The organism is Streptomyces reniochalinae (assembly GCF_003323735.1).
Classification (GTDB): domain Bacteria; phylum Actinomycetota; class Actinomycetes; order Streptomycetales; family Streptomycetaceae; genus Streptomyces; species Streptomyces reniochalinae.
Genome location: NZ_QOIM01000017.1, coordinates 107,433 through 132,252 on the forward strand (window position 1 = coordinate 107,433; position 24,820 = coordinate 132,252).

The following is a 24,820-nucleotide window of genomic DNA, read 5'->3' on the forward strand; positions in this document are numbered from 1 at the left end:
CCCCCGGCAGGACGTCGGGTCACCGGCCCGGCCAGCGCCATTCGGTGACCTCGGGCATGTCCTCACCGTGCTCGAGGATGTAGCGGTGGTGCCGCTCGCGCAGGCCGGCCGCGCGCTGCCGTACGGTCGCGGCCCGCGCGCCCAGCCCCTCCGTCCGGTCGATCACGTCCATGACCAGGTGGTAGCGGTCCATCTCGTTGCGCACCACCATGTCGAACGGCGTCGTCGTGGACCCCGATTCGCGGTAGCCGCGCACGGCGAGCTGCGGGTGGACAGTGCGCCCGTAGACCAGGCGGTGCACCAGCCAGGGGTAGCCGTGGTAGGCGAAGATGACCGGCCTGTCCCGGGTGAAGAGGGCGTCGAACTCGGTGTCGGCCATGCCGTGCGGATGGTCGCGGTGGCGCATGAGCCGCGCCATGTCCACCACGTTGACCACCCGCACGGCCACCTCGGGCAGCCACTCGCGCAGCAGTGAGGCGGCCGCCAGCGTCTCCTGGGTGGGGATGTCACCGGCGCAGGCGAGGACCACGTCGGGCCCGTTGCCGCCGTGTTCGGTCCCCGCCCACTCCCACACGCCGACGCCGCGCGCGCAGTGGTCGCGGGCCGAGTCGAGGTCGAGCCAGTCGAAGCAGGGGTGCTTGCCCGCGACGATCACGTTGACGGTGTCGCGGGTGCGCAGCGCGTGGTCGGTGACGCACAGCAGGGTGTTGGTGTCCGGCGGCAGGTAGACGCGCACCACGTCGGGGCTCTTGTTGAGCACGTGGTCGATGAAGCCCGGGTCCTGGTGGGAGAAGCCGTTGTGGTCCTGGCGCCAGGCGTGCGAGGTGAGCAGGTAGTTGAGGGAGGCGACGGGGCGGCGCCAGGGGACCTCGCGGGCGCTGTGGACCCACTTCACGTGCTGCGAGGCCATGCTGGAGACGAGGTTGGTGAACGCCTCGTAGGAGGCGAACACGCCGTTCCTGCCGGTGAGTACGTACCCCTCGAGCCAGCCCTGGCACAGGTGTTCGGAGAGGACCTCCAGTACGCGGCCGTGGCGGCCCAGGTGCTGGTCGGTGGGGAGCAGCTCCGCCTGCCAGTCGCGGTCGGTGGCGTCGAAGACGGCGCTCAGGTGGTTGGAGTCCGTCTCGTCGGGCCCGAACAGGCGGAAGTCGCGCCGCTCCTCGGTGCGGCGCAGCAGCTCGCGCAGGAAGGAGCCCAGCTCACGGGTCGGCTCGTGGGAGGAGGCGCCGGGGCGCTCGACGGCCACCGCGCAGGACTCCAGGCCGGGCAGCGGAAGCTCACGCAGCAGCCGTCCGCCGTTGGCCTCGGGGACGGAACCCAGGCGCAGGTCGCCCTCGGGCACCCACTCCAGCACACGCGGGTGCGGCCTGCCCGCCTCGTCGAACAGTTCTTCGGGCCGGTAGGAGCGGAGCCACTGCTCCAGCTGGCGCAGCCGGTCCGGGTCGTCCCGCACCCCGGACAGCGGCACCTGGTGCGCACGCCAGGTGTCCTCCACCGGGACCCCGTCCAGCTCCCGCGGCCCCGTCCAGCCCTTGGGGGTGCGCAGCACCAGCATCGGCCAGTGCGGCCTGGCCCGCGCGCCGTCACCGCCCTCGCGGGCCGCACGCTGGATCGCGTCGATCCGCTCCATGGCCACGTCGAGCGCGCCGGCCAGCGCGCGGTGCGCCTCCACAGGCGGGGTGTCCTGGTCCGCGGTGACGAACAGCGGGTCGTAGCCGTAGCCGCGCATCAGGGCTGCCAGCTCGTCCTCGGGCAGCCGGGCCAGCACCGTCGGGTTGGCGATCTTGTACCCGTTCAGATGCAGGACGGGGAGCACGGCGCCGTCGTGCACCGGGTCCAGGAACTTGTTCGCGTGCCATGAGCCGGCCAGCGGGCCCGTCTCCGCCTCGCCGTCTCCCACGACCGCGCACACCAGCAGGCCGGGATCGTCGAACGCCGCGCCGAAGGCGTGCGCCAGCGCGTATCCGAGCTCCCCGCCCTCCTGGATCGACCCGGGCACGCTCGGCGCCGTGTGGCTGGGGACGCCGCCCGGCTGTGAGAACTCCGCGAACAGCCGGCGCATGCCCTCCTCGTCGCGGGGGACGTCGGGGCGCAGCTGCGAGTAGGTGCCCTCCAGCCAGGCACCCGAGAGCACCGCCGCGGCCCCGTGCCCCGGGCCCCACACCCCCAGCGTGCGCCGGCCCCTGGTGCGGATCAGCCGGTTGAGGTGGGTGTAGAGCAGGGTCAGCCCCGGGCAGGTGCCCCAGTGGCCCAGCAGCCTGGGCTTGATGTGCTCGGGGCGCAGCGGCTCGCTCAGCAGTGGGTTGGCGCGCAGGTAGAGCTGGCAGGCCGAAAGGTAGTTCAGGGCGCGCCAGTGCGCGTCCAGCCCGTCGGCCTCACGCTCGGTGAGGGGCTCGTGTTCCGGCATGCCGGATGGGTACCAGGCCGGGGCGGATCCGACACCCCGCGCGCCCCCCTCATCCCGTACGACACCCCGGACGCGCACCGCGCCTGTGGGTGCCGGCCCGACTCGTCCTGGGCGTTGCCCGCCGCCTCCGCCCGCTGCACGATGACGGGGTGCGCAATCCATGGCTGGCGCTCGAGGCGGGAGCGGACGCGGCCCAGCGGGCCGGAGCCCTGCGCCGCGCCCACGAGACGTTCCTGACCGGCGGTACCGTCGACGCGCCCGTACGCGAGGTGGTGGCCGACTCGTGGCGGCGCTGCGCCGGGGCGCGGCTGGCCCCGGAGAGCATGGCCGGTGTCGAGGTGGACGACGCGGGCCTCGCGCTGCGCCGCGCACGGCACCCCCTGGCCCGCGCGATGCCGCTCTTCCGCGAGCTGCTGGGCACCATCGCCGACGACGGCGCCCACCTGCTGTCCGTCTGCGACGAGCGCGGCACCATGCTCTGGGTCGAGGGCCACCCCCAAGTGCTGCGCCGGGCCGAGCGGATGAACTTCGTCCCCGGCTCCCAGTGGGCCGAGCACGCCAGCGGCACCAACGCGCCCGGCACGGCGCTCGCGGTCGGCCACGCCGTGCAGATCTTCGCCGCCGAGCACTACTGCCGCCCCGTACAGGCATGGACCTGCGCGGCAGCACCTGTGCACGATCCGCGCACCGGGCGCGTCGTCGGCGCCGTCGATCTGACGGGCGGCGACCATCTCGCCTCTCCGCACAGCCTCGCCCTCGTCCAGGCCACGGCGCGGGCCGCCGAGGCCCGCCTCGCCGCGCTGGGCCCGGGCCCTGGAGACGGCACGGCACCCGACGGCGGCCTGCTCGCCGTTCTCGGCCGCGACGAGGCCCGGCTCCACCGTCCGGGGGCGGGAAGCCTGCGGCTCGGCCGGCGGCACAGCGAGATCCTGCTGCTGCTCGCCGCGCACCCCGACGGGCTGACGGGTGAGGCGCTCGTCCGCGAGCTGTACGGGGAACGCGACGTCAACCCCGTCACCCTGCGTGCCGAACTCTCGCGGCTGCGGCACCTGCTCGGACCGCTGCTGGCCTCCCGTCCCTACCGGTTACGGCACCGCCCCTACACCGACTACGACACCGTGGGCGAGGCGCTGGCCGCGGACGATCCCGCCGCGGCGCTCGACGCCTACACGGGACCGCTGCTGCCCGCCTCCGAGGCCCCCGGCGTGGTGCGGCTCCGCCGGCTGCTGGAGAACCGCCTGCGGCGCCACCTGCTGTCCGGCGCCGAACCCGCGCTGCTGGAGAGGTGGCTGTGCACCGCGGGCGCGGAGGACGACCTGGAGGCGTGGGAGGCGCTGCACGGCCTGCGCCCGTCCGCGCGTACGGCGGCCCGGGTGCGCGAACTGAGCGCGCTCTACGGGCTGTCCCCGGACGCGGCACGGACCGCCCGTAGAGCGTGACCAGTGCCAGGACGCCGAGCGTGACGCCCGGGTGACAGGGGAGCGGGGGCATCGGCGTGTGCCGGGGCGGGAGCGGTACGCCGGGCGCGGTCTACGCTCGCAACGTATCCGCAACGTTGCGGGTACTAGCCTCCCGGCACCACCCGCCGGTCGGCCGCGCCGGCCCGCGTGAGCCGACCTCCGGGCGGGCCCGTACGAGTCGGCCGGCACAGGAGCCGGCCAGCACAGGGAGGCAGAGCATGAGCCGCTACGCCGCACCCGGAACCGACGATGCGCTGATGAGCTACCAGTCGCGCTACGACCACTGGATCGGCGGCAGCTATGTCGCCCCCAAGCAGGGCGGCTACTTCGAGAACCCCACCCCGGTCACCGGAGCGCCCTTCACGGAGATCGCCCGCGGCACCGCCGAGGACGTCGAGCGTGCCATCGACGCCGCCCACGAGGCCGCCCCGGCCTGGTCGCGCACCTCACCCGCCGAGCGCGCGCAGGTGCTCAACCAGATCGCGCAGCGCATGGAGGCGCACCTGGAGGAACTGGCGGTCGCCGAGAGCTGGGAGAACGGCAAGCCCGTCCGCGAGACGCTGGCCGCCGACATCCCGCTGGCCATCGACCACTTCCGGTACTTCGCCGCGGCGATCCGCTCCCAGGAGGGGTCGCTCTCCCAGATCGACGAGGACACCGTCGCCTACCACTTCCACGAGCCGCTCGGCGTCGTCGCGCAGATCATCCCGTGGAACTTCCCGATCCTGATGGCGACCTGGAAGCTGGCGCCCGCACTGGCCGCGGGCAACACCGTCGTGCTCAAGCCCGCCGAGCAGACCCCGGCGTCCGTCCACTACTGGATGAGCCTGGTGGCGGACCTGCTTCCGCCCGGTGTCGTCAACATCGTCAACGGCTTCGGCGCCGAGGCGGGCAAGCCGCTGGCGAGCAACGCGCGGGTGGCCAAGGTCGCCTTCACGGGAGAGACGACCACGGGGCGGCTGATCATGCAGTACGCCTCGGAGAACCTCAGGCCCGTCACTTTGGAGCTGGGCGGCAAGAGCCCCAACATCTTCTTCGAGGACGTCTCCGACGACGGAGACGACTTCTACGACAAGGCCCTCGAAGGCTTCGCCATGTTCGCCCTCAACCAGGGCGAGGTGTGCACCTGCCCCTCCCGCGCCCTCATCCAGCGCAGTCACTACCGTGCCTTCCTCGACGCGGGCGTCCAGCGCACCCAGGCCCTGGTGCAGGGGCACCCGCTGGACACCGAGACCATGGTGGGCGCGCAGGCCTCCAACGACCAGTTGGAGAAGATCCTCTCCTATCTCGACATCGGCCGGCAGGAGGGCGCACGCGTGCTGACCGGCGGCGGGCGCGCCGAGCTGGGCGGCGAGTTGGAGGGCGGCTACTACGTGCGGCCCACCGTCCTGGAGGGCAGCAACGACATGCGGGTCTTCCAGGAGGAGATCTTCGGCCCGGTCGTCTCCGTCACCGGCTTCGACGACTTCGACGACGCCATCCGCATCGCCAACGACACCCTCTACGGGCTCGGCGCGGGCGTGTGGACCCGCGACGGCTCCCGCGCCTACCGAGCGGGGCGCGCCATCCAGGCCGGGCGGGTGTGGACCAACTGCTACCACCAGTACCCGGCGCACGCCGCCTTCGGCGGCTACAAGCAGTCGGGCATCGGCCGGGAGAACCACAAGATGATGCTGGAGCACTACCAGCAGACCAAGAACCTGCTGGTCAGCTACGACGCCAAGAAGCTCGGAATGTTCTGATGGGCACGCCTGACGAGCGGGCGGAGCCCGAGCGGGTCGCCGTCACGCCCGCGGCCGCCGAACTGCTGCGGACGCTCACCTCCAAGCACGGGCCGCTGATGTTCCACCAGTCCGGCGGCTGCTGCGACGGCAGCAGCCCCATGTGCTACGGCAGGGGCGAGTTCCGCACGGGCGGCTCCGACGTGCTGCTCGGTGAGCTGGAGATCGACGGCGTGGCAGAACCCGTCCCGTTCTGGATGTCGGCCGCGCAGTTCGCGCACTGGAGCCACACCCATCTGACCGTCGACGTCGTCGAGGGCAGGGGCAGCGGCTTCTCGCTGGAGGCCCCCGAGGGGGTGCGCTTCCTGATCAGGTCGCGGCTGGTCGGCGGCTGACCTCCGGCGCCCCGCGGTCCCTACACGCTCGCGGGCACCGCCGTCTCCCCTACGGCGGTGCCCGCGCAAGCGTTCATGGGGCGACGCGCGCCGAGCGCGCGACGGCTCGTCGGTACCCCGGTGTCAGTACCCCCGGCCGCCGTACTGGTGGCCGCCGTACGGGTCCTCGTGCTGGACCGGCATCGGGCGGGGCGCCGCGGGGCGTGGGGCCACCGGACGCATGTACTGCGTCGCCTGGCTGTGCATCGCCTGCTGCTGGTACTGCTGCACCTGGACCTGCGGCTGCGGCTGCTGCGGCATCTGCTGCATCGGTGCCTGCGGCTGCGCCGGGCCCTGCGGCCCCGGGTAGCCGTAGCCGCGCGGCTGCGCCTGCTGCGGAATGTGCGGCGCGGGCGTGTGTTGCAGCGGAACAGGGCCGCCCTGCATGCCCGAGCCTCCACCGGGCGGAAGGGCGGCCGGAGCCTGCCGGACCGGCTGCTGGCGCATCGGCGCGGCCTGCTGCGGTGCGGGCTGCGGCGCCGGGGGCTGGGGCGCGGCCGCGCCCGGGTACCCGTATCCCGGCGCGGGCGCGTGCTGCAACGGTGCGGGCTGCGGCATCTGCGGCTGCCGCGGGTCGGGGCCCGCGGGCAGTGCCGGAGGCAGCGCCGCGAGCGCGCTGCCCGTGCTCCCCGTGTCATAGGCCGACGGCACCCGGATGGGAGCGATCTGCGGTGTGCCCCGCTCGGCGACGAGCATGTCGTAGATCGGCGTCTCGGGGTAGGACGATGCAGCGTAGTAGCCGCCGCTGTAAGAGCTGCGGGGGGAGGTCATGCTCATAAGGTAAGCCCACAATCCGCATCGGCACTAGAGAGGTACACACACAACGCCTGGCCCACCCGCATCACCGCAGGCGGGCACCTGTTTTCACCCCCGTGGGAGCGACCGCGCCAGGGAGCTGCGCGGAAGGAGCTCGACCGGGGGCCGAAGGCCCCTCACGCCGACCGTGTTGACGCCCGGTCAGGCGTGGCGAGACGGCTCTTTCCCGCCTGCTTCCTGAAACGGGCGCGCGGGAGGAGAAGCTGACAGAAGCATAAGCCCACCGGCAATGCCTCAGAACGCCCCTGCCCGAACAAGTTGTTCGACTTCGGCGGACTGCGGCGAGAGGAGCGCGAAGGGGCTTCGGCGGGCGCGGACGCGTGCAATAGGTTGGGAGGGACCGGAACGCCGGGTCCACCGAGCCCGAGGGGGAGTGGCTATGACGATGCGCAAGGGGACCAACGTCCCCGTGTCCGCTGCGACGGTCCGGATCGAGCTGGGCTGGTCGTCAGGACCGCTCGTGCCGGACGTCGACGCGTCGGCACTCCTGCTCGACTCGCACGGCAAGGTCCGCTCCGACGCGGACTTCGTCTTCTACAACCAGCCCCGGCACTCCTCGTCGGCCGTCCTGCACGAGGGCAAGAACCCGATAGGCGAGTCCTGCACCGACGGGCTGACCGTCGACCTCGGGCGCGTCGAACCGGAGATCGACCGCATCGTCATCGCGGCCTCCGCCGACGGCGGCAGCTTCGGCCAGGTGCCGGGCCTGTACGTACGCCTGCTGGAGGCCGGGGCTGCCGGAGCCCCAGCCACCGGAGCGGAGATCGCCCGCTTCGACCCGGCCGACGCGGCAGCCGAGACCGCCTATCTGCTGGGGGAGCTGTACCGCAGGCAGGGCGCGTGGAAGTTCCGCGCTGTCGGTCAGGGGTACGACAGCGGCCTGGCCGGTCTCGCCACCGACTTCGGCATCAGCGTCGACGAGCCGTCCGCCGCGGGCGGTGCACCCGCCCCGGCCGGCAGCGGCGCGCCGCTGCACCCGCACAGCGCCCCCACCCCGCACGTGCCAGGACCGCCCGACGTGCGGGTGCCCGGCCTGCCGCAGGGCCCCGGCGCCCCGAGCACCCCCGACCTGCCGGCCCCCTCGGTCCCCGGCCCGACGGCGGACGCCGCCCCCCCGGCGCCGCCCGCTCCCTCCATGCCCGCGACCCCCTCGGCCCCCGCCCCCTCGGCTCCGACGCCACCGGCACCTCAGCCCGCACCCGCCGCGCCCGTGCGGCTGAGCAAGGTGACGCTCACCAAGGAGGCGCCGTCGGTCTCGCTGACCAAGCAGGGCGGCACCTCGGGCGCCATGCGCGTCAATCTCAACTGGACGACCCAGGCCCAGCAGCCCAAGGGGCTGGCCGGACGGCTGAGCAAGGCCATGGGCGCGCTGACGGGCCCGGACCTGGACCTGTGCGCCCTCTACGAGCTGGCCGACGGCCGCAAGGGCGTCGTGCAGGCGCTCGGCAACTCCTTCGGCTCGCTGCACAGGCCGCCCTACATCCACCTCGACGGTGACGACCGCACCGGCGCCGTGGAGACCGGCGAGAACCTGACGCTCAACCTCGACCACGCGGCCGAACTGCGGCGCGTCCTGATCTTCGTCACCATCTACGAGGGCGCGCGCAGCTTCGCCGGGCTGCACGCCACCGTCACCCTCAGGCCGCAGCACGGCGCGCCCGTCGACTTCTCCCTCGACGAGTGCACCATCCCCTCCACCGTCTGCGCCCTCGCCCTGATCAGCAACGAGAGCGGCGAGTTGATGGTGCGTCGCGAAGCGCGTTACCTGGTGCCGCAGCGAGGGGTGAGTCCGCAGCGCACCGTCGACCAGGAGTACGGCTGGGGCATGCAGTGGACGCCGGGGCGCAAGTGACAGGGCGCCGGCGCGCGGGTGCCTCGTCGCGACCGCCGCGAACCGGCCGCCCCCGGAGAGGGGAGGCCGACCGGGTGGGGAGGCGCGGCCGTCAGCCGTAGGTGCGGCCCTTCCACGCGGCGCCCCGGCCCCGGTAGTGCTGCACGGCCGAGTCGACGGTCATCGCCAGATAGAGCGCGGCCGTCACCGGCAGCAGGAGCGCGAGCCACACCGGCCCGCCGTAGTAGCGCAGCATCGGCAGGTACGTCAGCGTCATCAGCAGCCACGCCGCCCCGCCCACCGGCGACCCCGCGCACGCCCACACCGGCGGCACCAGATACACCAACACCAGCCCCATCACGGTGCCGACCAGCAGCAGCGGGTTGTTGAGCAGCTGCGCGTAGGCGCTGCGCGAGACCATGCGCCACAGCGGCCGCAGACCCACGTACGGGCGCACGCTCGTCACCGAGTCCGCGAGCCCCAGCCAGATCCGGCCACCCGCGCGCTTGACGGCGCGGCCCAGCGTCACGTCGTCGATGACCGCGTCCCTGATGCTGTCCGGCACCCGGGCCCGCACCGCGGCCTCGGTACGCAGCAGCGCACACCCCCCTGCCGCCGCGGCGGTGCGCGCCGTCGGCCTGTTGACCCAGCGGAACGGATACAGCTGCGAGAAGAAGTACACGAAGGCCGGCACGATCATCCGCTCCCAGCCGGTACGCACCCGCAACCGCGCCATCTGCGACACCAGGTCGAGCCGCCCGGCGAGCGCCCCGCGCACCAGACGGCGCAGCGAATCAGGACCGTGCGCGATGTCGGCGTCCGTCAGCAGCAGGAACTCGGGCACCCCGCCACCGGTGCTGTGGCCCGCCCGCGCGCGGGCGATCCCGCACCGCAGAGCCCACAGTTTGCCCGTCCAGCCCGGTTCGGGCTCCCCGGAAGAGAGCACCGTCAACGGCAGGCCGCGGGCCGTGCGTTCCGCGAGCGTGCGGGCGAGCCGCCCCGTACCGTCCGTGGACCCGTCGTCCACCAGCAGCACCTCCGCCCGCCCCGGGTAGTCCTGCGCCAGCAGCGACGGCAGGCTCACCGGCAGCACCTCGGCCTCGTCCCTGGCCGGTACGACCACGGTGACGGACGGCCAGGCAGCCGGCTCCTCGGCGGGCGCGGGCGGCATGCGCACGTCGGTCCGCCAGAAGAAGCCCTGGCCCAGCAGCAGCCACACCCACGCGGCCAGCGAGGCGAGCGGAACGGCGGAGGTCCAGGTGAGGGTGGTCATCGAGCGGCAGTCTGCCGCACGCGGGCCACCGGGGGCACCATGACGAGCCGGGTCCGCATAGCCGATCGATTACAGTTGTTCACCGTGAAGATCGCGCTCATGGACTCCGGTATCGGCCTGCTCGCCGCCGCGGCGGCGGTACGCCGCGCACGCCCCGACGCCGACCTGGTGCTCTCGCTCGACCCCGACGGAATGCCCTGGGGCCCCCGCGACGCGGACGGAATCACCGAGAGAGCCCTCCTGTGCGCCCGCGCCGCCGCCGCGTACGAGCCCGAGGTCCTGATCGTGGGCTGCAACACCGCCTCCGTGCACGCGCTGCCCGCCCTGCGCGCCGAACTGGAGCCCGCGCTGCCGGTCATCGGCACCGTCCCCGCCGTGAAACCGGCTGCCGCGGCCGCCGCGAACACCGGGGGAAGGGTCGCCATCTGGGCCACGCCCGCCACCACCGGCAGCCCCTACCAGCAGCAGCTGATCGAGGAGTTCGCGAACGGCGCCGACATCACCGGCGTGCCCTGCCACGGCCTCGCCGAAGCCATCGAGAACGGCGACGAACAGCTCATCGCTGCGGCGGTCGAGGCCGCGGCCCGGCGCACGCCCGACGACGCGCGGACCGTCGTCCTCGGCTGCACCCACTACGAACTGGTCGGCCAGCGCATCCGCGAAGCCCTCGGCGCCTCCGGCCCCGGCGGGCCGGCGCTTCAGGGCTCCGCCGTCGCCGTCTGTGCGCAGGCGCTGCGCCGCGCGGGCATCTCCCCTGACCCAGGCGCCGCGCCCACCGGCGGCCTCACGGTGCTGCACAGCGGCAGGACCGGCACCCTTCCCGCTGCCGCGCTCACCTACGCGGAGGGCCGCCTCCTGGCCCCCGCCCCGGCCGCGCACGGCTGACGCCCGCACGCCCCGTATAACCCCTTCGGGGGCTTTGCGGACGGCTCGGCTCCACGGGCTGCCCCCGCCGCGCCGCGGGGGTACGCTGCCGAGCATGACGGATCTGCCCCGCGACGGCGCGCCCCCCGCCGAAGGTGGCGCCGGATTCCGCGGCCACGACGACGCCGCCCTCGCCCCGCCCGCGCCCCTCGCGGACGCCGCCTCGGCCGCGGGAGCCGCGGGGTGGACGGGACGGGCCACCAGCCGCCTGCAGTGGGGGCTCGCCGCCCTGGGAGCCGGCTGCCTGGCGCTCGGTATCGAGCTCGCCGTCGACCCCAGCTGGTCGGGCGGGCTCGTACCGCTGGTCATGTCGGTCGTCGGCTGTGTCGCCGCAGGGCTGCTGATCCTCTTCGGCACGCTGGCCTTCGTCCACGTCGAGGTCACCGTCGACGAGGACAGCCTCCAGGTGCGCTGCGGCCACGCGGGTGTGCCGCGACGCCGGATCCCGCTGCGGGACGTCGTCTCGGCCGACCACGCGCCCACCGTCACCCCACGGCACTGGGGCGGCTGGGGCTACCGCTGGCGCCCCGGGATGGGCACGGCGGTGGTGATCCGGCGCGGTGAGGGCGTCGTCCTGCGGCTGGGCGACGGCCGAGTCTTCACCGTCACCGTGGACGACGCCGAGGCGGCCGTCCACCACATCCGCGCCCGCCTCGCGGTGCTGCGGGCCTGACCGCCGCTGCCTCGCCCGCCCTCCCGGCTCGGCGCCACCCGCCTCGGCACCACCGGCTCGGCGCCTCAGCCGGTCACCCGGACAGGCGCATCAGCAGATGCCCCCGGCGGAACCTTTCCCCCTCTCCCGGCTCCCGGAGCATCCGGCCGACCTCGGTGAACCCCGCATCGGCCGCCAGTCCCGCGAGGTCGTCGACCGGCCACCGGTAGGCCGTCGTCACCTTGTGGTCGAACGCCGCGGTCGGCCCGCCTTCCGACTCGAAGAAGGCGAGCAGCAGTGTTCCGTCGGGCGCGAGTACCCGGCGGAACTCCGCGAAGTACGCGGGCACTTCCTCCGGCGGGGTGTGGATGATCGAGTACCAGGACACGATGCCCCGCAGTCGGCCGTCGGCCACGTCGAGGTTGTCCATGGAGCCGAGCTCGAACCGCAGGTCGGGGTACGCCTCGCGGGCGAGGCCGAGCAGTGCGGGCGACAGGTCGACGCCGAAGACGTCCAGCCCCAGATCCCGCAGGTGCGCCGTGACGCTTCCGGGCCCGCACCCCAACTCGGCCACCGGCCCGGGCCCCGCGGCCCGCACGGTGTCGGCGAAGGCGGCGAGCACCGCGCGATCCAGCGGAAAGCCGTCGAGCGCGTCACGGGCCAGTTCGGCATAGAGGACGGCGACGGCGTCGTAGGCGTCGGCTGTCGCACGAGGGTGCGACGAAGGTGTGGTCACGGGCGAGGACACTAGCGCCTTTCCCGGCCTGTCCCCAGCCGGCCGCCGGCCCCGAGACCTGCCTGGCGGGCACGCGGCATGCACGGGCCGCCCCCGGCCCCGGACAGGTCGTAGTCTCGGTGCATGGCCACTCCTGATTTCATCCGTGACCTGCGGCTCTCCGCGGGCCACCAACTGCTGTACCTGCCCGGTGTCACCGCGGTCGTCTTCGACGGCCGGGGGCGGGTGCTGCTGGGCCGGCGTGCCGACACCGGTACGTGGTCGGTGATCGGCGGTATCCCGGAGCCGGGCGAGCAGCCCGCCGACTGCGCGGTGCGGGAGGTCTTCGAGGAGACGCACGTGCGGTGCGTGGCGGAGCGGGTCGTCTCCGTCCACGGCGTCGAGAAGCCCGTCACCTACCCGAACGGTGACGTCTGCCAGTTCATGGACATCACCTTCCGCTGCCGTGCGGTCAGTGACGACGCCCGCGTCAACGACGACGAGTCGCTGGAGGTGGGCTGGTTCGCCCTGGACGCGCTGCCGCCCCTCGCGGACTTCGCCGTCTTCCGGATCAAGCAGGCCACCCAGGACGGACCCGCCTGGTTCGAGGGCATGCCGGGGGCGTAGCCGGACGGGTACCTTCAGGCCGCCCCCACCCCCTCCCCGCGCCCGCGCGATCACTGCTGGGCGGCATCGTCACCGATGTCACCCCCCGGCAGGACGCTCCACGGCCAGGAGACCTCCGGCCCTGTCGTCGCCCGCATCCACGCCGGAACCGTCGACACAACGAGGCATTCGCCGCCGCATGGGGAAGCATCGACGCGCCGATGGGAGGCGTGAGAGACCCGGAACGGGGAGAGTACGTGCGAGTGCCGCCCCCGGATCCCCGAGCGCCGCAGACGTTGGCCAAGTGCGACAACACGAGCGGACCCGCTCTTCGTAGGGACCTACGAAGAGCGGGTCCCTGCCTGCGAAAGTCTTCATGTCTTCCACCTCTGGCTGAGGTCACACGATGGGCGGTGTACTCCTCACACAAGCTGAACGAAGGCGTCGAGGCGCGCTGATCTCCCGCGGGTGCCGTCGGACGAGCTGAGCTCGCCGCGCGTGGGGAACCCGCCAGTTGCCCCGAGGGGTGCGGTGTCCCGCACGGCCAGGGCATCCGGGGAGTCCCGCCGCCTCCGAACCGAAAGAAGCGACCGTGACTACGCAGACCCAAGAAGCGAACACCCGGGATCACGAGCGTGCCTGGATGGGCGAGGCGATCAGGCTGGCCACCGACAGCGTGGCGAACGGCGGCGGTCCGTTCGGCGCCCTGGTCGCCAAGGGCGACGACATCATCGCGCTCGGGAACAACCAGGTCACCGCGGCTCTGGACCCGACGGCGCACGCCGAGGTGACCGCGATGCGTGCCGCCTGCAAGCAGCTCGACACCTTTTCGCTCGACGGCTGTGTCCTGGTCACCTCGTGCGAGCCGTGTCCGATGTGCCTCTCCTCCGCGCTGTGGGCCCGGGTCGACCGGATCGTCTTCTCCGCCGACCGGCACGACGCCGCGGTCGCCGGTTTCGACGACCGCAAGTTCTACGACCTGTTCGAGAAGCAGCCGGCCTCGATGTGGCCTGTGCACGTCGAGCAGCTGGACCTGCCCCACCGCACGGCGCCGTTCGACGCGTGGCTGGCCAAGTCCGACCGCGTCGACTACTGACCGCCCGTACCGCCGCGTCTCACCTGCCGGGGCCGGCCACCCGCACCCAGGGGGGCCGGCCACCCGCGCGGGGCGTCGCATGTGTGCGGCCCGAAACCGCGCCGTGACAGGGACAGTTGCCCTGACGCACCGCACCCCCCGCACGGGAGGCTCCGGGAGGTCCGCCGCCGGGTCTGTTTGGACGATGGGCCAATGCGCGGGGAGGCGGATGATCAGCTCGTCAGAGCTTCCTATGAGCCCGACGCTCGTTTTCCCAGGTCGGGTTGACTGGCGGTCCGCGGCAACTTAGCTTCAAGCACACCGACCCGTAGGCGGCCAGAAGGAGGCGAAGTCGGATGTCGACCCTCGCCGACGTGCAGCGCCTCGCTCAGCGCACCGCCTGGGTTCCGGGTCGCGTAGCGCACGGCTGCTGAGCAGCCCCTGTGCCGGGGCGCCCCCTCGCGGCCCCGGCGTCTTCCGCTCTTCGTCATCGCCCGCGGCACGCCGTTCCGTGCCGGTCCGCGCTCCCGGTTTCCCAAGCCGCGCCACCGAAAGAGAAAGCCACTGAAATGGCGACTAGGATCATCAGCACGACCGCGCACCGAAATGAGGATGTGTCATGGTAGCGGCGCGGACCACGGTCAATGGGAAGGTCACACCGATTTCCCCGGCCGCACCCCATACATCGGTTCTGGATTTCCTGCGTGAGCGCGGCCTCACCGGGAGCAAGGAAGGCTGCGCCGAGGGCGAATGCGGCGCGTGTTCGGTGCTGGTGGCCCGTCCGGGGGTGAACAAGCCCACCGACTGGGTGGCGGTCAACGCCTGCCTGGTTCCGGCCGCGGCCCTCGACGGGCAGGAGATCGTCACCTCCGAGGGCCTCGCCACCGCGGGCGAACCCGGCACGCCGCCCACGCTGCACCAGGTGCAGGAGGAGATGGCGCTCCGCGGCGGCTCCCAGTGCGGTTACTGCACACCGGGCTTCGTGTGCAGCATGGCCGCCGAGTACTACCGGCCGGACCGCTGCGCGCACGCGGGCGCGGCCGACGGCGGCCCGGCCGACACCGACGCGGGCGGCACGACCGACGCCGAGCACGGTCCGAACGGGTTCGACCTGCACTCGCTCAGCGGAAACCTGTGCCGCTGCACCGGTTACCGTCCGATCCGCGACGCCGCCTTCGCGCTCGGCGCGCCCACCGAGGACGACCCGCTGGCACAGCGCCGCGAGCAGTCGCCGCCGGCACCCGTCGCCACCGAGTACACCCAGGGCGACAGCGTGTTCCTGCGGCCGGGCACGCTGAGCGAAGCGCTGCGGGTGCTGCGCGAGCGGCCCGAGGCGGTGGTGGTCGCCGGGAGCACCGACTGGGGTGTGGAGGTGAACATCCGCTCCCGCCGGGCGGAGTGCGTGGTCGCCATCGACCGGCTGCCCGAACTGCGGGGCCTGAGCGTCGAGTCCGACCACGTCGAGATCGGCGCCGCGCAGACGCTCACCGAGATCGAGCGCCGTCTCGACGGCCGCGTCCCGCTGCTGGCACAACTGTTCCCGCAGTTCGCCTCCCGGCTCATCCGCAACGGCGCGACCCTCGGCGGCAACTTGGGCACCGGCTCTCCCATCGGCGACAGCCCGCCCGTGCTGCTCGCCTTGGAGGCGTCGCTGGTGCTCGCCGACGCCGACGGTGAGCGCGAGGTCCCGCTGGCGGACTACTTCACCGGCTACCGGCAGAGCGTGCGCCGCCCCGGCGAACTGATCCGCGCGGTGCGCATCCCGCTGCCGCTGTCGCCGGTCGCGGCCTTCCACAAGATCGCCAAACGGCGCTTCGACGACATCTCCAGCGTGGCGGTCGCGTTCGCGCTGGACATCGAGGACGGCCTCGTACGCAAGGCGCGCATCGGGCTGGGCGGCGTCGCCGCCACGCCGGTCCGCGCCCTGGCCACCGAGGCGGCCCTGGAGGGCAAGCCGTGGGTGCGGGAGACCGCCGAGGCCGCAGCCCAGGTGCTGCGGGCCCAGGGAACCCCGATGAACGACCACCGGGCCAGCGCCGAGTACCGCTCCGCGATGCTCGGCCAGAGCCTGCTGAAGCTGTACGCGGAAACCACGGAGGCGGTGTCGTCATGAGCCATTTGTCCGAGCGTCCCGAAGCGCCTGTCGTCGGCGTACCGATGCCGCACGAGAGCGCCGGGCAGCACGTCACCGGCACCGCGCTCTACACCGATGACCTGGTCCACCGCACCAAGGACGTGCTGCACGCCTACCCGGTCCAGGTCATGAAGGCGCACGGCGTGATCACCGCGCTGCGCACCGGGCCCGCGCTGGCCGTGCCCGGTGTGGTCCGGGTGCTGACCGGCGCGGACGTGCCCGGCGTCAACGACGCGGGGATGAAGCAGGACGAGCCGCTCTTCCCCGACGAGGTCATGTTCCACGGCCACGCGGTCGCCTGGGTGCTCGGCGAGACCCTGGAGGCGGCCCGCCTCGGTGCGGCGGCCGTCGAGGTGGAGCTCGACGAACAGCCCTCCCTGCTCACCTTGCAGGAGGCGATCGCGGCCGACAGCTTCCACGGCGCACAGCCCGTGGTGGTCACCGGCGACGTCGACGCGGGCTTCGCCGACTCCGCGCACGTGTTCAGCGGCGAGTTCCAGTTCTCCGGTCAGGAGCACTTCTACCTGGAGACGCACGCGGCGCTGGCGCAGATCGACGAGAACGGGCAGGTGTTCATCCAAAGCAGCACCCAGCACCCGTCGGAGACCCAGGAGATCGTCGCGCACGTACTGGGAGTCCACAGCCACGAGGTGACCGTGCAGTGCCTGCGCATGGGCGGCGGTTTCGGCGGCAAGGAGATGCAGCCGCACGGGTTCGCGGCCGTCGCGGCGCTCGGCGCCAAGCTGACCGGGCGTCCGGTCAGGTTCCGCCTCAACCGGACGCAGGATCTGACCATGTCGGGCAAGCGGCACGGCTTCCACGCCGAGTGGAAGATCGGCTTCGACGCGGACGGCCGCATCCAGGCCCTGGAAGCCTGCCTGACCGCGGACGGCGGCTGGAGCCTGGACCTGTCCGAGCCGGTGCTGGCCCGCGCGCTGTGCCACATCGACAACACGTTCTGGATCCCCAACGCGCGCGTCGCCGGCCGCATCGCCAAGACCCACGCCGTCTCCAACACCGCCTTCCGCGGCTTCGGCGGACCGCAGGGCATGCTGGTGATCGAGGACATCCTGGGCCGCTGCGCGCCGCAGCTCGGGCTGGACCCCATGCAGCTGCGCGAGCGCAACTTCTACCAGCCGGGCCAGGGCCAGACGACCCCGTACGGGCAGCCGGTCACGCAGCCCGAGCGGATCTCCACCGTCTGGCAGCAGGTCCACGAGGACGGCGGCCTCGCCGACCGCAAGCGCGAGATCGCGGCCTTCAACGCCGCGCACCCGCACACCAAGAGGGCCCTCGCGCTCACGGGCGTCAAGTTCGGCATCTCCTTCAACCTCACCGCCTTCAACCAGGGCGGCGCGCTGGTGCTGATCTACAAGGACGGCTCCGTCCTGATCAACCACGGCGGCACCGAGATGGGCCAGGGCCTGCACACCAAGATGCTGCAGGTGGCCGCGACCACGCTGGGTATCCCGCTGCACAAGGTGAGGCTGGCCCCGACGCGTACCGACAAGGTCCCCAACACCCCCGCCACCGCCGCCAGTTCCGGTGCGGACCTCAACGGTGGCGCGGTGAAGAACGCCTGCGAGCAGCTGCGCCGGCGGCTGCTGCAAGTGGCCGCCTCGCAGCTGGGTGCGAACGCCTCCGACGTGCGCATCGTCGAGGGTGTCGCGCGCGCTCTGGGCAGCGACAAGGAGCTGGCCTGGGACGAGCTGGTGCACACCGCCTATTTCCAGCGGGTGCAGTTGTCGGCGTCCGGCTTCTACCGCACCGAGGGGCTTCACTGGGACGCGAAGACGTTCCGGGGCTCGCCGTTCAAGTACTTCGCGCACGGCGCCGCGGCGACCGAGGTGGAGGTCGACGGCTTCACCGGCGCATACCGCATCCGGCGGGTGGACATCGTGCACGACGTCGGCGACAGCCTCTCCCCGATGATCGACATCGGTCAGGTCGAGGGCGGTTTCGTGCAGGGCGCGGGCTGGCTGACCCTCGAGGACCTGCGCTGGGACACCAGCGACGGGCCCAACCGCGGCAGGCTGCTCACCCAGGCGGCCAGCACCTACAAGCTGCCGAGCTTCTCGGAGATGCCCGAGGAGTTCAACGTCACGCTGCTGGAGAACGCCACCGAAGAGGGCGCGGTCTACGGCTCCAAGGCGGTGGGCGAGCCCCCGCTGATGCTGGCCTTCTCGGTACGGGAAGCGTTGCGGGAGGCCGCGGCGGCGTTCGGTCCCGCGGGGGTCAGCGTGGAACTCGCCTCCCCCGCGACGCCGGAGGCGGTCTTCTGGGCGATCGAAGCGGCCCGCGGCGGTGCCGTACAGCTCAACGGTCATGCACACAAGGCAGCGCACAACGGCGGCGAAGTCCGCACCGGAACCAGCTCTTTGAGCAATGCCTGACACGACCTGGGTGGCCGCGGTCGCGCGGTTGCGGGCACGCCGGGAACCCGGCGTGCTGGTGACCGTCGCGACCGTGCGCGGCCACGCGCCCCGCCGGGCCGGTGCCAAACTCGTCGTGGGGCGGACGGGGGCCTGGGGCTCGATCGGCGGCGGCAACATCGAGGCGGTGGCCATCGACCGGGCCCGCGAGCGGATCGGTACCGGCGACCCGGAGCCCGAACTGATGGACTTCGCCCTCAACGACAAGGTCACCAACCGGCACGGTGTGCAGTGCTGCGGCGGAGCCGTCACCGTACTGCTCGAACCGCTGCCTGTGGTGCCCGCGGTGGCGCTCTTCGGCGTCGGGCACGTCGGTCTCGAGCTGGCCCGCATCCTGGCGCGCCACAGCCTCGACCTGCACCTGGTCGACACCCGCACCGACATGCTCACCGACGAACGGCTCGACGTGCTGGCGGACGCGGTGGCGCAGGTCCACGTCCACCACAACCCGCTGCTCCCCGAGGAGGCGCTCGCGGAGCTGGCGCCCGGCACCCACGTCCTGATCATGACTCATGACCACGCCGAGGACGCCGCGCTGGCCGACGCCGCCTTGCGCACCACGGGACTCGGCTCGATCGGACTGATCGGCTCGGCCGCCAAGTGGTCGCGCTTCCGGAAACGTCTGGCCACCGAGGGCGGTCACGACGACGCCGCGATCGACCGGATCAAGACCCCGATCGGCCTGACCGAGATCACCGGCAAGGAGCCCGCCACGATCGCGGTGAGCGTCGCGGCGGACCTGCTGCGGACCTTCGAGGCGGACCGCGGCTGAGCGTCTCGCACCGGCGGGTGGGTCAGGGCCCTGCCCGGCGTACGGCTCGTACCGCGTCGTCGTCCGTGGCCAGCCGGGCCGTGACCCAGGCCAGCGCCGGGGCGTTCCGGTCGAGGTCTTCGCGGTCGATCGCGTCCAGGCGGTCGCACGGCTGGTGATAGCAGGGGTCGAACATCTGCCCAGCGGTGCCGCCGAAGAGTTTCTGCTGTGCCGCCGTCTTCACCCCCAGGTTGCCTCCGTCGATGCCGCCGACCGGAAGGCCCGCCGCCTGGAAGACCAGATGGTCGGAGCCGATGGCGCCCGGGTCCTGGCGCTCGAAGGGCAGCCCGTGCCGGGTGAAGTAGCCGGCGAACAGTTCGGCGAGCTCGTGGCTGCCGCCGGACCCCGTGTCCCACACGAAACGCCCGGAGTTGGAGGGCGCCAGCAGCTCTGCGTTGAGGACGGCCGCGATCCTGCCGCGCTCGGCGGGGGAGAGGTGGTCCACGTAGTACCCGGAGCCGACGTCGAGGATCTCCTCCGCGCCCCACCACATGAATCTGACCTTGTTGCGCACCGCGTTTTGGTGCGGCGCCATCGCCAGCGCCGTCTGCAGGACGGTCGCGGCCGTCGAGCCGTTGTCGTTGACGCCGGGTGCCTCGGGGACGCTGTCCAAGTGCCCGCCCAGCACGACCACGTCGTCGGGATCGCCGCCGCGGGTCTCGGCGATGAGGTTGACCGTCGTGCGCTCCACGTTCCGCGCCCGCAGCGTCAGGCGCACCCGAGCCCCGGGCCGCGCCGCCGCCTGACGGGCCAGCCGCTCCCCGTCGGTCTGCGAGACCATGCCCATGGGGATGCTGAAATCCTCCGGGGCCATGGCCATGAGGCGGTAGTTGTTCCGCGGAGACGGGGTCGGGTAGTACATCACCACAGCCCGTGCACCGGCCCGCGCGGCGACCTGCTGCTGGTGCGCGAACCCGCAGGCGTTCCGGGCCAGTACGACGACGGAGCCGCGGACGGCCACGCCGTCGTAGTCGCCGGCGTCGCAGCCGGTTCTGCCCTCGGGCAGGGCCACGGCCCGTGCGGTGAGGCCGCGCGCGGCGGTCGACGGAGTGAACCTGGTCATCAGTACGGGCACGTCGCGGGCCCTGCCGTGGCCCGTCCGCACGGACAACCGCTCGCTCGTGACGTCGAAGTCGGTGTAGGGGACCCGCTGCCGCCGCACCGCGTACCCCGCGTTCTCCAGCTGCCCGGCGACGTACCGCGCCGAACGTGTGAACCCGGGCCGGTTGTAGCCGCGGTCGCCGCCGCTGTCGTCCGCGATCCGCTGGAAGGCGCGCAGGTGGCGGAACACGTCACGGCCGCGTACCCGAGACGCCAGCCGGTCGGCCGTCAGCGCGCGCGTACCGGCGGCGTGTGCCGTGCCGTCCCCGGCGGGCGGAGTCGCGGCGGTGGCCACCGTCTGCTGACCCGCCAGGCAGGTCAGCGTGAGCGCGGCTGCCGCCGCCGGTCTCAGCACCCGGCGCAGCGGGCGGGAAGAGATACGCACAGGAAGTCCCTTCGAGCGATGAACCGCGACGGCGGGCGGGGGCCGCCGGCGGCGGGTCCTGAGGCGGAGAAACAGGCCGGGCCAGGGCAGGGGGAAAGAGCCGGACCTGGGGCAGGGCCCAGGTATGGGCCGGGTCAGCGCTCTGGGTGCGGGACCAGGCCGCGAACGCAGCGGGGACCGGTCGCCGGCACGGTCACGGACCCGTGTCGCGTACCCGGACGGGGAGCGTCCGCAGTCCCCGCAGGGTCGCGGTCGGCTCGTACTCGGCCGTGCCGGACGGGACGAACCCGAGGCGCGCCTCGCGCAGCGCCGCGAGCACGGCGCGCAGTTGCAGCGTGGCCAGGCCCGCGCCCAGGCAGGCGTGCGCGCCCCGGCCGAAGGCCAGGTGCTGCCCCCTGCGGCGGCCGAGGTCGACGGTGTCCGGATCGGGGAAGACGTCCGGGTCGCGGTTGGCGGCGCCCAGCAGCAGCACCAGCACCTGTCCGCGCCCTATCCGCTGCCCGGCCACCTCGCTGTCCCGCACGCACACCCGGGCGTCCGCCTGCACCGGTCCCTCCAGGCGCAGCAGTTCGTCCACCAGCGTGTCGAGCCGCCCCCCGGCGGCCGCGCGTTCCGGCAGCGTCTGATCGCCCGTCACCAGGCGGGCGAGCGCGTTGCCCAGCAGGCGGCTGACCGACTCGTAGCCCGCGTGCAGCACGGCGCGCAGCGAGTTGGCCAGCACGGCCTGCGAGACCTCGGGGGTGTGTGCGCGGGCCGCCCGCACGGCCCCGACGAAACCGCCCTCGTCGGCCGTGTCCAGCCATGTGCCGACCATGCGGCTCAGCTCTTGTCTCGCCTCGGTGCCAGGATCGGCGCGCGCGGGATCGAGCCCGGCGTCCATGCTGCGGACGATGGCGTTCGACATCTCCTCGAACCTGGGCCCGTCGGGGGCGGCGACGCCCAGGAAGTCGCACATCGTGTGCAGGGCGAGGGGGCGGGCGACCTCGCTGACGAGATCGACCGGCCGGTCCGTGCCGCGTACGGCAGCCAGGCGTTGCGCGGAGAGCCGCGCGGCCGTGTCGGTCACCGCCGTGTGCGAGCGGGTGTGCAGCGCGGAGACGAGCAGGTGCCGGATGGCTCCGTGGGCGGGCGGGTCGAGGGACTGCACGCTCAGCAGCGCTTCGGGGATCTCCTCTCCCACCCTGCGGAAGTCCGAGCCGAACGAGGCCGAGTCGCCGAGAACCGCGCGGCACTCGGCGTGCCCGGTCAGGACCCAGGAGTCGAGTTGCCCGTGCCAGTAGACGCGCCGGTGTTCGCGCAGCCGCCGGTAGAAGGGGTGCGGTGCGGCGATGACCTCGGGCGCCAGGGGGTCGTAGCGGGTGTCCCGCTGTCGGTGCGCCGCGGCTCCCGTCATGGTCTGCCTCTCTCGGGGTGCGGTTTTGCAAGTGCGGTTCTCGGGGTGCGGATTCCGGCCAGGTGCCGAGGAGCGGGGAGGTGGGGCGGGGCGTCGCCCGCGGCCACGCGGTCAGCCGCGTGGCCGCGGTGACGTGGTGTCATCAGTGGATGTAGCGCATGGCACTCTCCTTTCCGCGAAGGGGTGTCAGCAACGCCGTGGACACGGACACGGAGTCGACGGCGAGTTCATCAGGGCCCCGGTATTCCGGGGCGGGAGGAATTCCATCCGGAAGCGGGGGCGCCAGTTCCTACCGGGAGGCGCCTGCATAACCATGGCGGTGGCGGTGTTCACTCATCGGAAGAAAAGCAATCCGCGCATCCCGCCTTCCCTGTTGGTGCGGCAGCGGCCGGAAGTCAGCCGTCGTCACCCTCCGACAGCGATTGCGTTCCGCGCAAGGGGCGGTACGTCGAAAAACGCCACTTTTCCACCGGTGGAAAAGTGAACGACGTATTCCGCCGTGACGTATGGGGACTGTGTCCGGAACAGTGAATGCGGAACGGGCGAGCGGGGCACGCACATGTTTGGCGAGCCGCTCGGCATGACGCGACTGCAAAGGTGTGTACCTATGGAGATGCGGGTGGAGTGCAGACCACGCAGAAGACGGAGACCGGGGCGTACTTCGTGAGCGCGGCACGGGGATTCGCGTTACTGGCAGCTCTCGCGGAACTGGAGGAGGAGGACCCGGGCGCCCACCGGTTGGGCGTCATCGCCCGCCGCGCGGGCCTGAGCCCCTCCCAGGCGAACAAGCTCCTCGCTCAGGCCGAGCAGCACGGACTGGTCCGCCGGACCGGCTACGGCCGCTACGCGTTGTCCCCGCACGCGGCGGCGACAGGAACGACGGAGACAGACAGGACGACGCGTCCCACCCCGGCGGGTCCGACGGCGCGTCCCGCGGCAGCTTCGACGGCGGGTCCCGCGGCGCGGCGCGCGGCGGCCGCGTCGGCACGCCCCTCGACGGGCCCGGCGGTACGGTCCACGGCGGGGACGGCGCGTCCACCGGCGGCGGTGCCGGCTGTGCCGGTGGCGCCGGCGGTCCGCAGGGCGAGGGCGCTGGCGGCGGGAGGGGCGAAGACGCCGGTGACGGCGCCCGGGCCGGGGCCGCTGACCGCACGGGAGCGGCCGGGACGGACCCCCGCGGCGGGAGCGGCACCGGCACGGAGGGCGCTGCCCGGAGCCGGGCAGCCCCCGGTGTCCACCGTGCCGGCACGGTAGTGCCGGAGCCGGACCACCTCCCGTGTCCACCGTGCAGGCGCGGTGACGGGCACGAGGGGGCGGGCCAAGCGTCGGCGCGGGGCGGAACGGCGCGGGCGCCCGAGTGGGCACCCACGCCGGCCTCACCGCTCGCGGACGGGTCTCACACCTTGCGGTAGCTGTACGCCTCCTCGGCCGCCGCCGCCACCGCGGCCAGGTCGCCGCCGCCCGCGGCCGTCACCACGGCGCCGATCGCCCCCTCCACCAGCGGGGCGTCCAGCAGCCGGGACGGGTCGGGCAGTTCGTCACCCTCGGCCAGCAGCGTCTTGACCGTCAGTACCGCGCTGCCCAGGTCGGCGAGGAGTGCGACGCCCGCCCCCGCGTCCACACGCCGGGCCGCCTCGGTGATCACCTCTTCGCTCGTGCCCAGGCCGCCGTCCGGGAGGCCGCCCGCGCCGGTGACCGGAGCGTCGGGCACCCCGGCGAGAGCGGCGGCCATCGAGGAGACCGCGTCGGCGACCTGCTTGCTGTGGGAGACCAGCACGATCCCCACCCGGGCTCCCTCGCTCGTGTCCGCCATGCTCACGCGCTCCCTTCCGCGTCGCCGCCCGCTTCGGCGAGGGCCGCCATCAGCAGGGCCGCCGAGGCGGCTCCCGGGTCCTGGTGGCCGATGCTCCGCTCGCCCAGATAGCTGGCGCGGCCCTTGCGGGCCTGGAGCGGAGTGGTCTCCTCCGCGCCCTTCTCGGCCGCCGTCCTGGCCGCTCGCAGATCCTTGCCGCCGCTGTCCGCCAGCGCGTCGGCGGCCGGCCTGAGCGCGTCCAGCATCGTCTTGTCGCCCGCGGTGGCGCCGCCGAGCTGGGCCACCGCGTCGATGCCCGCGCTCAGCGCCCCGGCCAGCTCCTCGCCGGTCACCACCTCCGCGTCACCGAGCGTCTTGCCCGTGCGGCGCAGCAGCGTCCCGTACAGCGGGCCCGAGGCGCCGCCGACCGTCGAGACGAGTTTGCGGCCGGCCGTCATCAGCACCGAGCCCGGCGTGGCGGGGACGCCCTCGTCCAGCTCGCTGCGGACCGCCTCGAACCCGCGGCGCATGTTGCCGCCGTGGTCGGCGTCGCCGATCGCCGAGTCCAGCTCCGTCAGCCGGTCGGCCTCGCGGTCGACCGCGTCCGCCGCGGCCCGCATCCAGCGCGCGAAGAAGGCGGCGTCCAAGCCCTCCGCGCTCCCGCCGGTGCCCTCGCCTGCGCCGTTCGTCACCTTGCCGCTCACCACTGCTCCTTCGCCGCTGTCCCGGTCTTCTCTCGTGCTGCCGCGTGCGGGGCGTACCGCGCCACGGCCACCACGGCGGCGCGTCCCGCCCCGCACGCGGCGCCACGGCCACGCCGGAATCCCGTCGTACCGGATTCAGTACCGGATCTGTACC

General features: G+C 73.1%; 21 protein-coding genes and 1 pseudogene. 13 read left to right on the forward strand and 9 right to left on the reverse strand.

Annotated features, from left to right (window positions below; translation table 11 throughout):
* Window positions 1-19 precede the first annotated feature (19 nt).
* Window positions 20-2,407 (reverse strand): phosphoketolase family protein, encoded by a 2,388-nt coding sequence (locus DQ392_RS00590; RefSeq protein WP_114013443.1) that lies wholly within the window; start codon window positions 2,405-2,407, stop codon window positions 20-22.
* A gap of 149 nt (window positions 2,408-2,556) precedes the next feature.
* Here DQ392_RS00590 and DQ392_RS00595 point away from each other — a divergent pair, with 149 nt between their 5' ends.
* The 3 genes from DQ392_RS00595 to DQ392_RS00605 all read left to right on the forward strand — a co-directional run bounded on the left by DQ392_RS00595 (window position 2,557) and on the right by DQ392_RS00605 (window position 5,983).
* Window positions 2,557-3,846: a helix-turn-helix domain-containing protein gene (locus DQ392_RS00595; protein ID WP_114013444.1), complete on the forward strand. Its 1,290-nt coding sequence runs from the start codon at window positions 2,557-2,559 to the stop codon at window positions 3,844-3,846.
* 239 nt (window positions 3,847-4,085) lie between these two features.
* Window positions 4,086-5,609 (forward strand): acetaldehyde dehydrogenase ExaC, encoded by a 1,524-nt coding sequence (gene exaC, locus DQ392_RS00600; protein WP_114013445.1) that lies wholly within the window; start codon window positions 4,086-4,088, stop codon window positions 5,607-5,609.
* On the forward strand, window positions 5,609-5,983 hold the full coding sequence (locus tag DQ392_RS00605) for a DUF779 domain-containing protein (protein ID WP_114013446.1): 375 nt from the start codon (window positions 5,609-5,611) through the stop codon (window positions 5,981-5,983). The genes exaC and DQ392_RS00605 overlap by 1 nt, the downstream gene beginning before the upstream one ends.
* Before the next feature lie 123 nt (window positions 5,984-6,106).
* Here DQ392_RS00605 and DQ392_RS00610 read toward each other — a convergent pair whose 3' ends face one another.
* Window positions 6,107-6,793: a DUF6643 family protein gene (locus DQ392_RS00610; RefSeq protein ID WP_114013489.1), complete on the reverse strand. Its 687-nt coding sequence runs from the start codon at window positions 6,791-6,793 to the stop codon at window positions 6,107-6,109.
* A 424-nt stretch (window positions 6,794-7,217) separates the two neighbouring features.
* Here DQ392_RS00610 and DQ392_RS00615 point away from each other — a divergent pair, with 424 nt between their 5' ends.
* Complete coding sequence (locus DQ392_RS00615) at window positions 7,218-8,690, forward strand: TerD family protein (protein WP_114013447.1); 1,473 nt, start codon at window positions 7,218-7,220, stop codon at window positions 8,688-8,690.
* Window positions 8,691-8,781: 91 nt separating this feature from the next.
* Here the strand turns inward: DQ392_RS00615 and DQ392_RS00620 are convergent, their stop codons facing one another.
* Window positions 8,782-9,942: a glycosyltransferase gene (locus DQ392_RS00620; protein ID WP_114013448.1), complete on the reverse strand. Its 1,161-nt coding sequence runs from the start codon at window positions 9,940-9,942 to the stop codon at window positions 8,782-8,784.
* Window positions 9,943-10,026: 84 nt separating this feature from the next.
* Here DQ392_RS00620 and DQ392_RS00625 point away from each other — a divergent pair, with 84 nt between their 5' ends.
* The gene (locus DQ392_RS00625; RefSeq protein ID WP_181856215.1) at window positions 10,027-10,827 is read left to right on the forward strand and encodes a glutamate racemase; all 801 of its coding nucleotides are present in this window, start codon (window positions 10,027-10,029) and stop codon (window positions 10,825-10,827) included.
* 94 nt (window positions 10,828-10,921) lie between these two features.
* Window positions 10,922-11,539, forward strand: a complete 618-nt coding sequence (locus DQ392_RS00630) for a hypothetical protein (RefSeq protein WP_114013450.1) — start codon at window positions 10,922-10,924, stop codon at window positions 11,537-11,539.
* Window positions 11,540-11,612: 73 nt separating this feature from the next.
* Here the strand turns inward: DQ392_RS00630 and DQ392_RS00635 are convergent, their stop codons facing one another.
* Window positions 11,613-12,254, reverse strand: a complete 642-nt coding sequence (locus DQ392_RS00635) for a class I SAM-dependent methyltransferase (protein ID WP_114013490.1) — start codon at window positions 12,252-12,254, stop codon at window positions 11,613-11,615.
* Between the two features lie 123 nt (window positions 12,255-12,377).
* Between DQ392_RS00635 and DQ392_RS00640 the strand changes: the two genes are divergently transcribed.
* From DQ392_RS00640 to xdhC, 5 genes are all read left to right on the forward strand, one after another.
* Window positions 12,378-12,860, forward strand: coding sequence for an NUDIX hydrolase (locus DQ392_RS00640; RefSeq protein WP_114013451.1), 483 nt, complete (start codon window positions 12,378-12,380; stop codon window positions 12,858-12,860).
* Window positions 12,861-13,431: 571 nt separating this feature from the next.
* Window positions 13,432-13,935, forward strand: coding sequence for a nucleoside deaminase (locus tag DQ392_RS00645; RefSeq protein ID WP_114013452.1), 504 nt, complete (start codon window positions 13,432-13,434; stop codon window positions 13,933-13,935).
* Window positions 13,936-14,533: 598 nt separating this feature from the next.
* Window positions 14,534-16,027, forward strand: a complete 1,494-nt coding sequence (locus DQ392_RS00650; RefSeq protein ID WP_114013453.1) for a xanthine dehydrogenase small subunit — start codon at window positions 14,534-14,536, stop codon at window positions 16,025-16,027.
* Window positions 16,024-18,441 carry a xanthine dehydrogenase molybdopterin binding subunit gene (gene xdhB / locus DQ392_RS00655; protein ID WP_114013454.1) on the forward strand — a complete coding sequence of 806 codons (2,418 nt, stop codon included), beginning with the start codon at window positions 16,024-16,026 and terminating at the stop codon, window positions 18,439-18,441. Before DQ392_RS00650 ends, xdhB begins: the two co-directional genes overlap by 4 nt.
* On the forward strand, window positions 18,434-19,252 hold the full coding sequence (gene xdhC, locus DQ392_RS00660) for a xanthine dehydrogenase accessory protein XdhC (protein ID WP_114013455.1): 819 nt from the start codon (window positions 18,434-18,436) through the stop codon (window positions 19,250-19,252). Before xdhB ends, xdhC begins: the two co-directional genes overlap by 8 nt.
* 22 nt (window positions 19,253-19,274) lie before the next feature.
* On the opposite strand, the gene DQ392_RS00665 is transcribed toward xdhC, so the two are convergent.
* The gene (locus DQ392_RS00665; protein ID WP_114013456.1) at window positions 19,275-20,777 is read right to left on the reverse strand and encodes a M28 family peptidase; all 1,503 of its coding nucleotides are present in this window, start codon (window positions 20,775-20,777) and stop codon (window positions 19,275-19,277) included.
* A gap of 193 nt (window positions 20,778-20,970) precedes the next feature.
* Window positions 20,971-21,732, reverse strand: coding sequence for a cytochrome P450 (locus DQ392_RS36090; protein ID WP_425470445.1), 762 nt, complete (start codon window positions 21,730-21,732; stop codon window positions 20,971-20,973).
* Between DQ392_RS36090 and DQ392_RS36095 the strand changes: the two genes are divergently transcribed.
* Entirely contained in the window at window positions 21,668-22,057 is a 390-nt protein-coding gene (locus tag DQ392_RS36095) for a PAN domain-containing protein (protein ID WP_425470446.1), read from the forward strand. The genes DQ392_RS36090 and DQ392_RS36095 overlap by 65 nt on opposite strands.
* Window positions 22,058-22,701: 644 nt before the next feature.
* Window positions 22,702-22,989, forward strand: a pseudogene (locus DQ392_RS36100) (helix-turn-helix domain-containing protein); the annotation flags it as partial.
* A 23-nt stretch (window positions 22,990-23,012) separates the two neighbouring features.
* On the opposite strand, the gene DQ392_RS34940 reads toward DQ392_RS36100, so the two are convergent.
* The 3 genes from DQ392_RS34940 to dhaL form a co-directional block, all read right to left on the reverse strand.
* A complete protein-coding gene (locus DQ392_RS34940) occupies window positions 23,013-23,408 on the reverse strand; it encodes a hypothetical protein (RefSeq protein ID WP_245981000.1) in 396 nt (131 codons plus the stop codon).
* A 158-nt stretch (window positions 23,409-23,566) separates the two neighbouring features.
* Window positions 23,567-23,983, reverse strand: a complete 417-nt coding sequence (locus tag DQ392_RS00680) for a PTS-dependent dihydroxyacetone kinase phosphotransferase subunit DhaM (RefSeq protein WP_114013459.1) — start codon at window positions 23,981-23,983, stop codon at window positions 23,567-23,569.
* A 2-nt stretch (window positions 23,984-23,985) separates the two neighbouring features.
* Window positions 23,986-24,666, reverse strand: a complete 681-nt coding sequence (dhaL, locus tag DQ392_RS00685) for a dihydroxyacetone kinase subunit DhaL (protein ID WP_425470447.1) — start codon at window positions 24,664-24,666, stop codon at window positions 23,986-23,988.
* Window positions 24,667-24,820 lie beyond the last annotated feature (154 nt).

Excerpts from the sequence above, each read along its gene's own strand:
- DQ392_RS00590 (WP_114013443.1), bottom strand. The coding sequence starts at position 2,407 with ATGCCGGAACACGAGCCCCTCACCGAGCGTGAGGCCGACGGGCTGGAC.
- exaC (WP_114013445.1), top strand. The coding sequence starts at position 4,086 with ATGAGCCGCTACGCCGCACCCGGAACCGACGATGCGCTGATGAGCTAC.
- DQ392_RS00605 (WP_114013446.1), top strand. The coding sequence starts at position 5,609 with ATGGGCACGCCTGACGAGCGGGCGGAGCCCGAGCGGGTCGCCGTCACG.
- DQ392_RS00610 (WP_114013489.1), bottom strand. The coding sequence starts at position 6,793 with ATGACCTCCCCCCGCAGCTCTTACAGCGGCGGCTACTACGCTGCATCG.
- DQ392_RS00615 (WP_114013447.1), top strand. The coding sequence starts at position 7,218 with ATGACGATGCGCAAGGGGACCAACGTCCCCGTGTCCGCTGCGACGGTC.
- DQ392_RS00620 (WP_114013448.1), bottom strand. The coding sequence starts at position 9,942 with ATGACCACCCTCACCTGGACCTCCGCCGTTCCGCTCGCCTCGCTGGCC.
- DQ392_RS00630 (WP_114013450.1), top strand. The coding sequence starts at position 10,922 with ATGACGGATCTGCCCCGCGACGGCGCGCCCCCCGCCGAAGGTGGCGCC.
- DQ392_RS00640 (WP_114013451.1), top strand. The coding sequence starts at position 12,378 with ATGGCCACTCCTGATTTCATCCGTGACCTGCGGCTCTCCGCGGGCCAC.
- DQ392_RS00650 (WP_114013453.1), top strand. The coding sequence starts at position 14,534 with ATGGTAGCGGCGCGGACCACGGTCAATGGGAAGGTCACACCGATTTCC.
- xdhB (WP_114013454.1), top strand. The coding sequence starts at position 16,024 with ATGAGCCATTTGTCCGAGCGTCCCGAAGCGCCTGTCGTCGGCGTACCG.
- xdhC (WP_114013455.1), top strand. The coding sequence starts at position 18,434 with ATGCCTGACACGACCTGGGTGGCCGCGGTCGCGCGGTTGCGGGCACGC.
- DQ392_RS36095 (WP_425470446.1), top strand. The coding sequence starts at position 21,668 with ATGGCGTTCGACATCTCCTCGAACCTGGGCCCGTCGGGGGCGGCGACG.
- DQ392_RS36090 (WP_425470445.1), bottom strand. The coding sequence starts at position 21,732 with ATGTGCGACTTCCTGGGCGTCGCCGCCCCCGACGGGCCCAGGTTCGAG.
- DQ392_RS00680 (WP_114013459.1), bottom strand. The coding sequence starts at position 23,983 with ATGGCGGACACGAGCGAGGGAGCCCGGGTGGGGATCGTGCTGGTCTCC.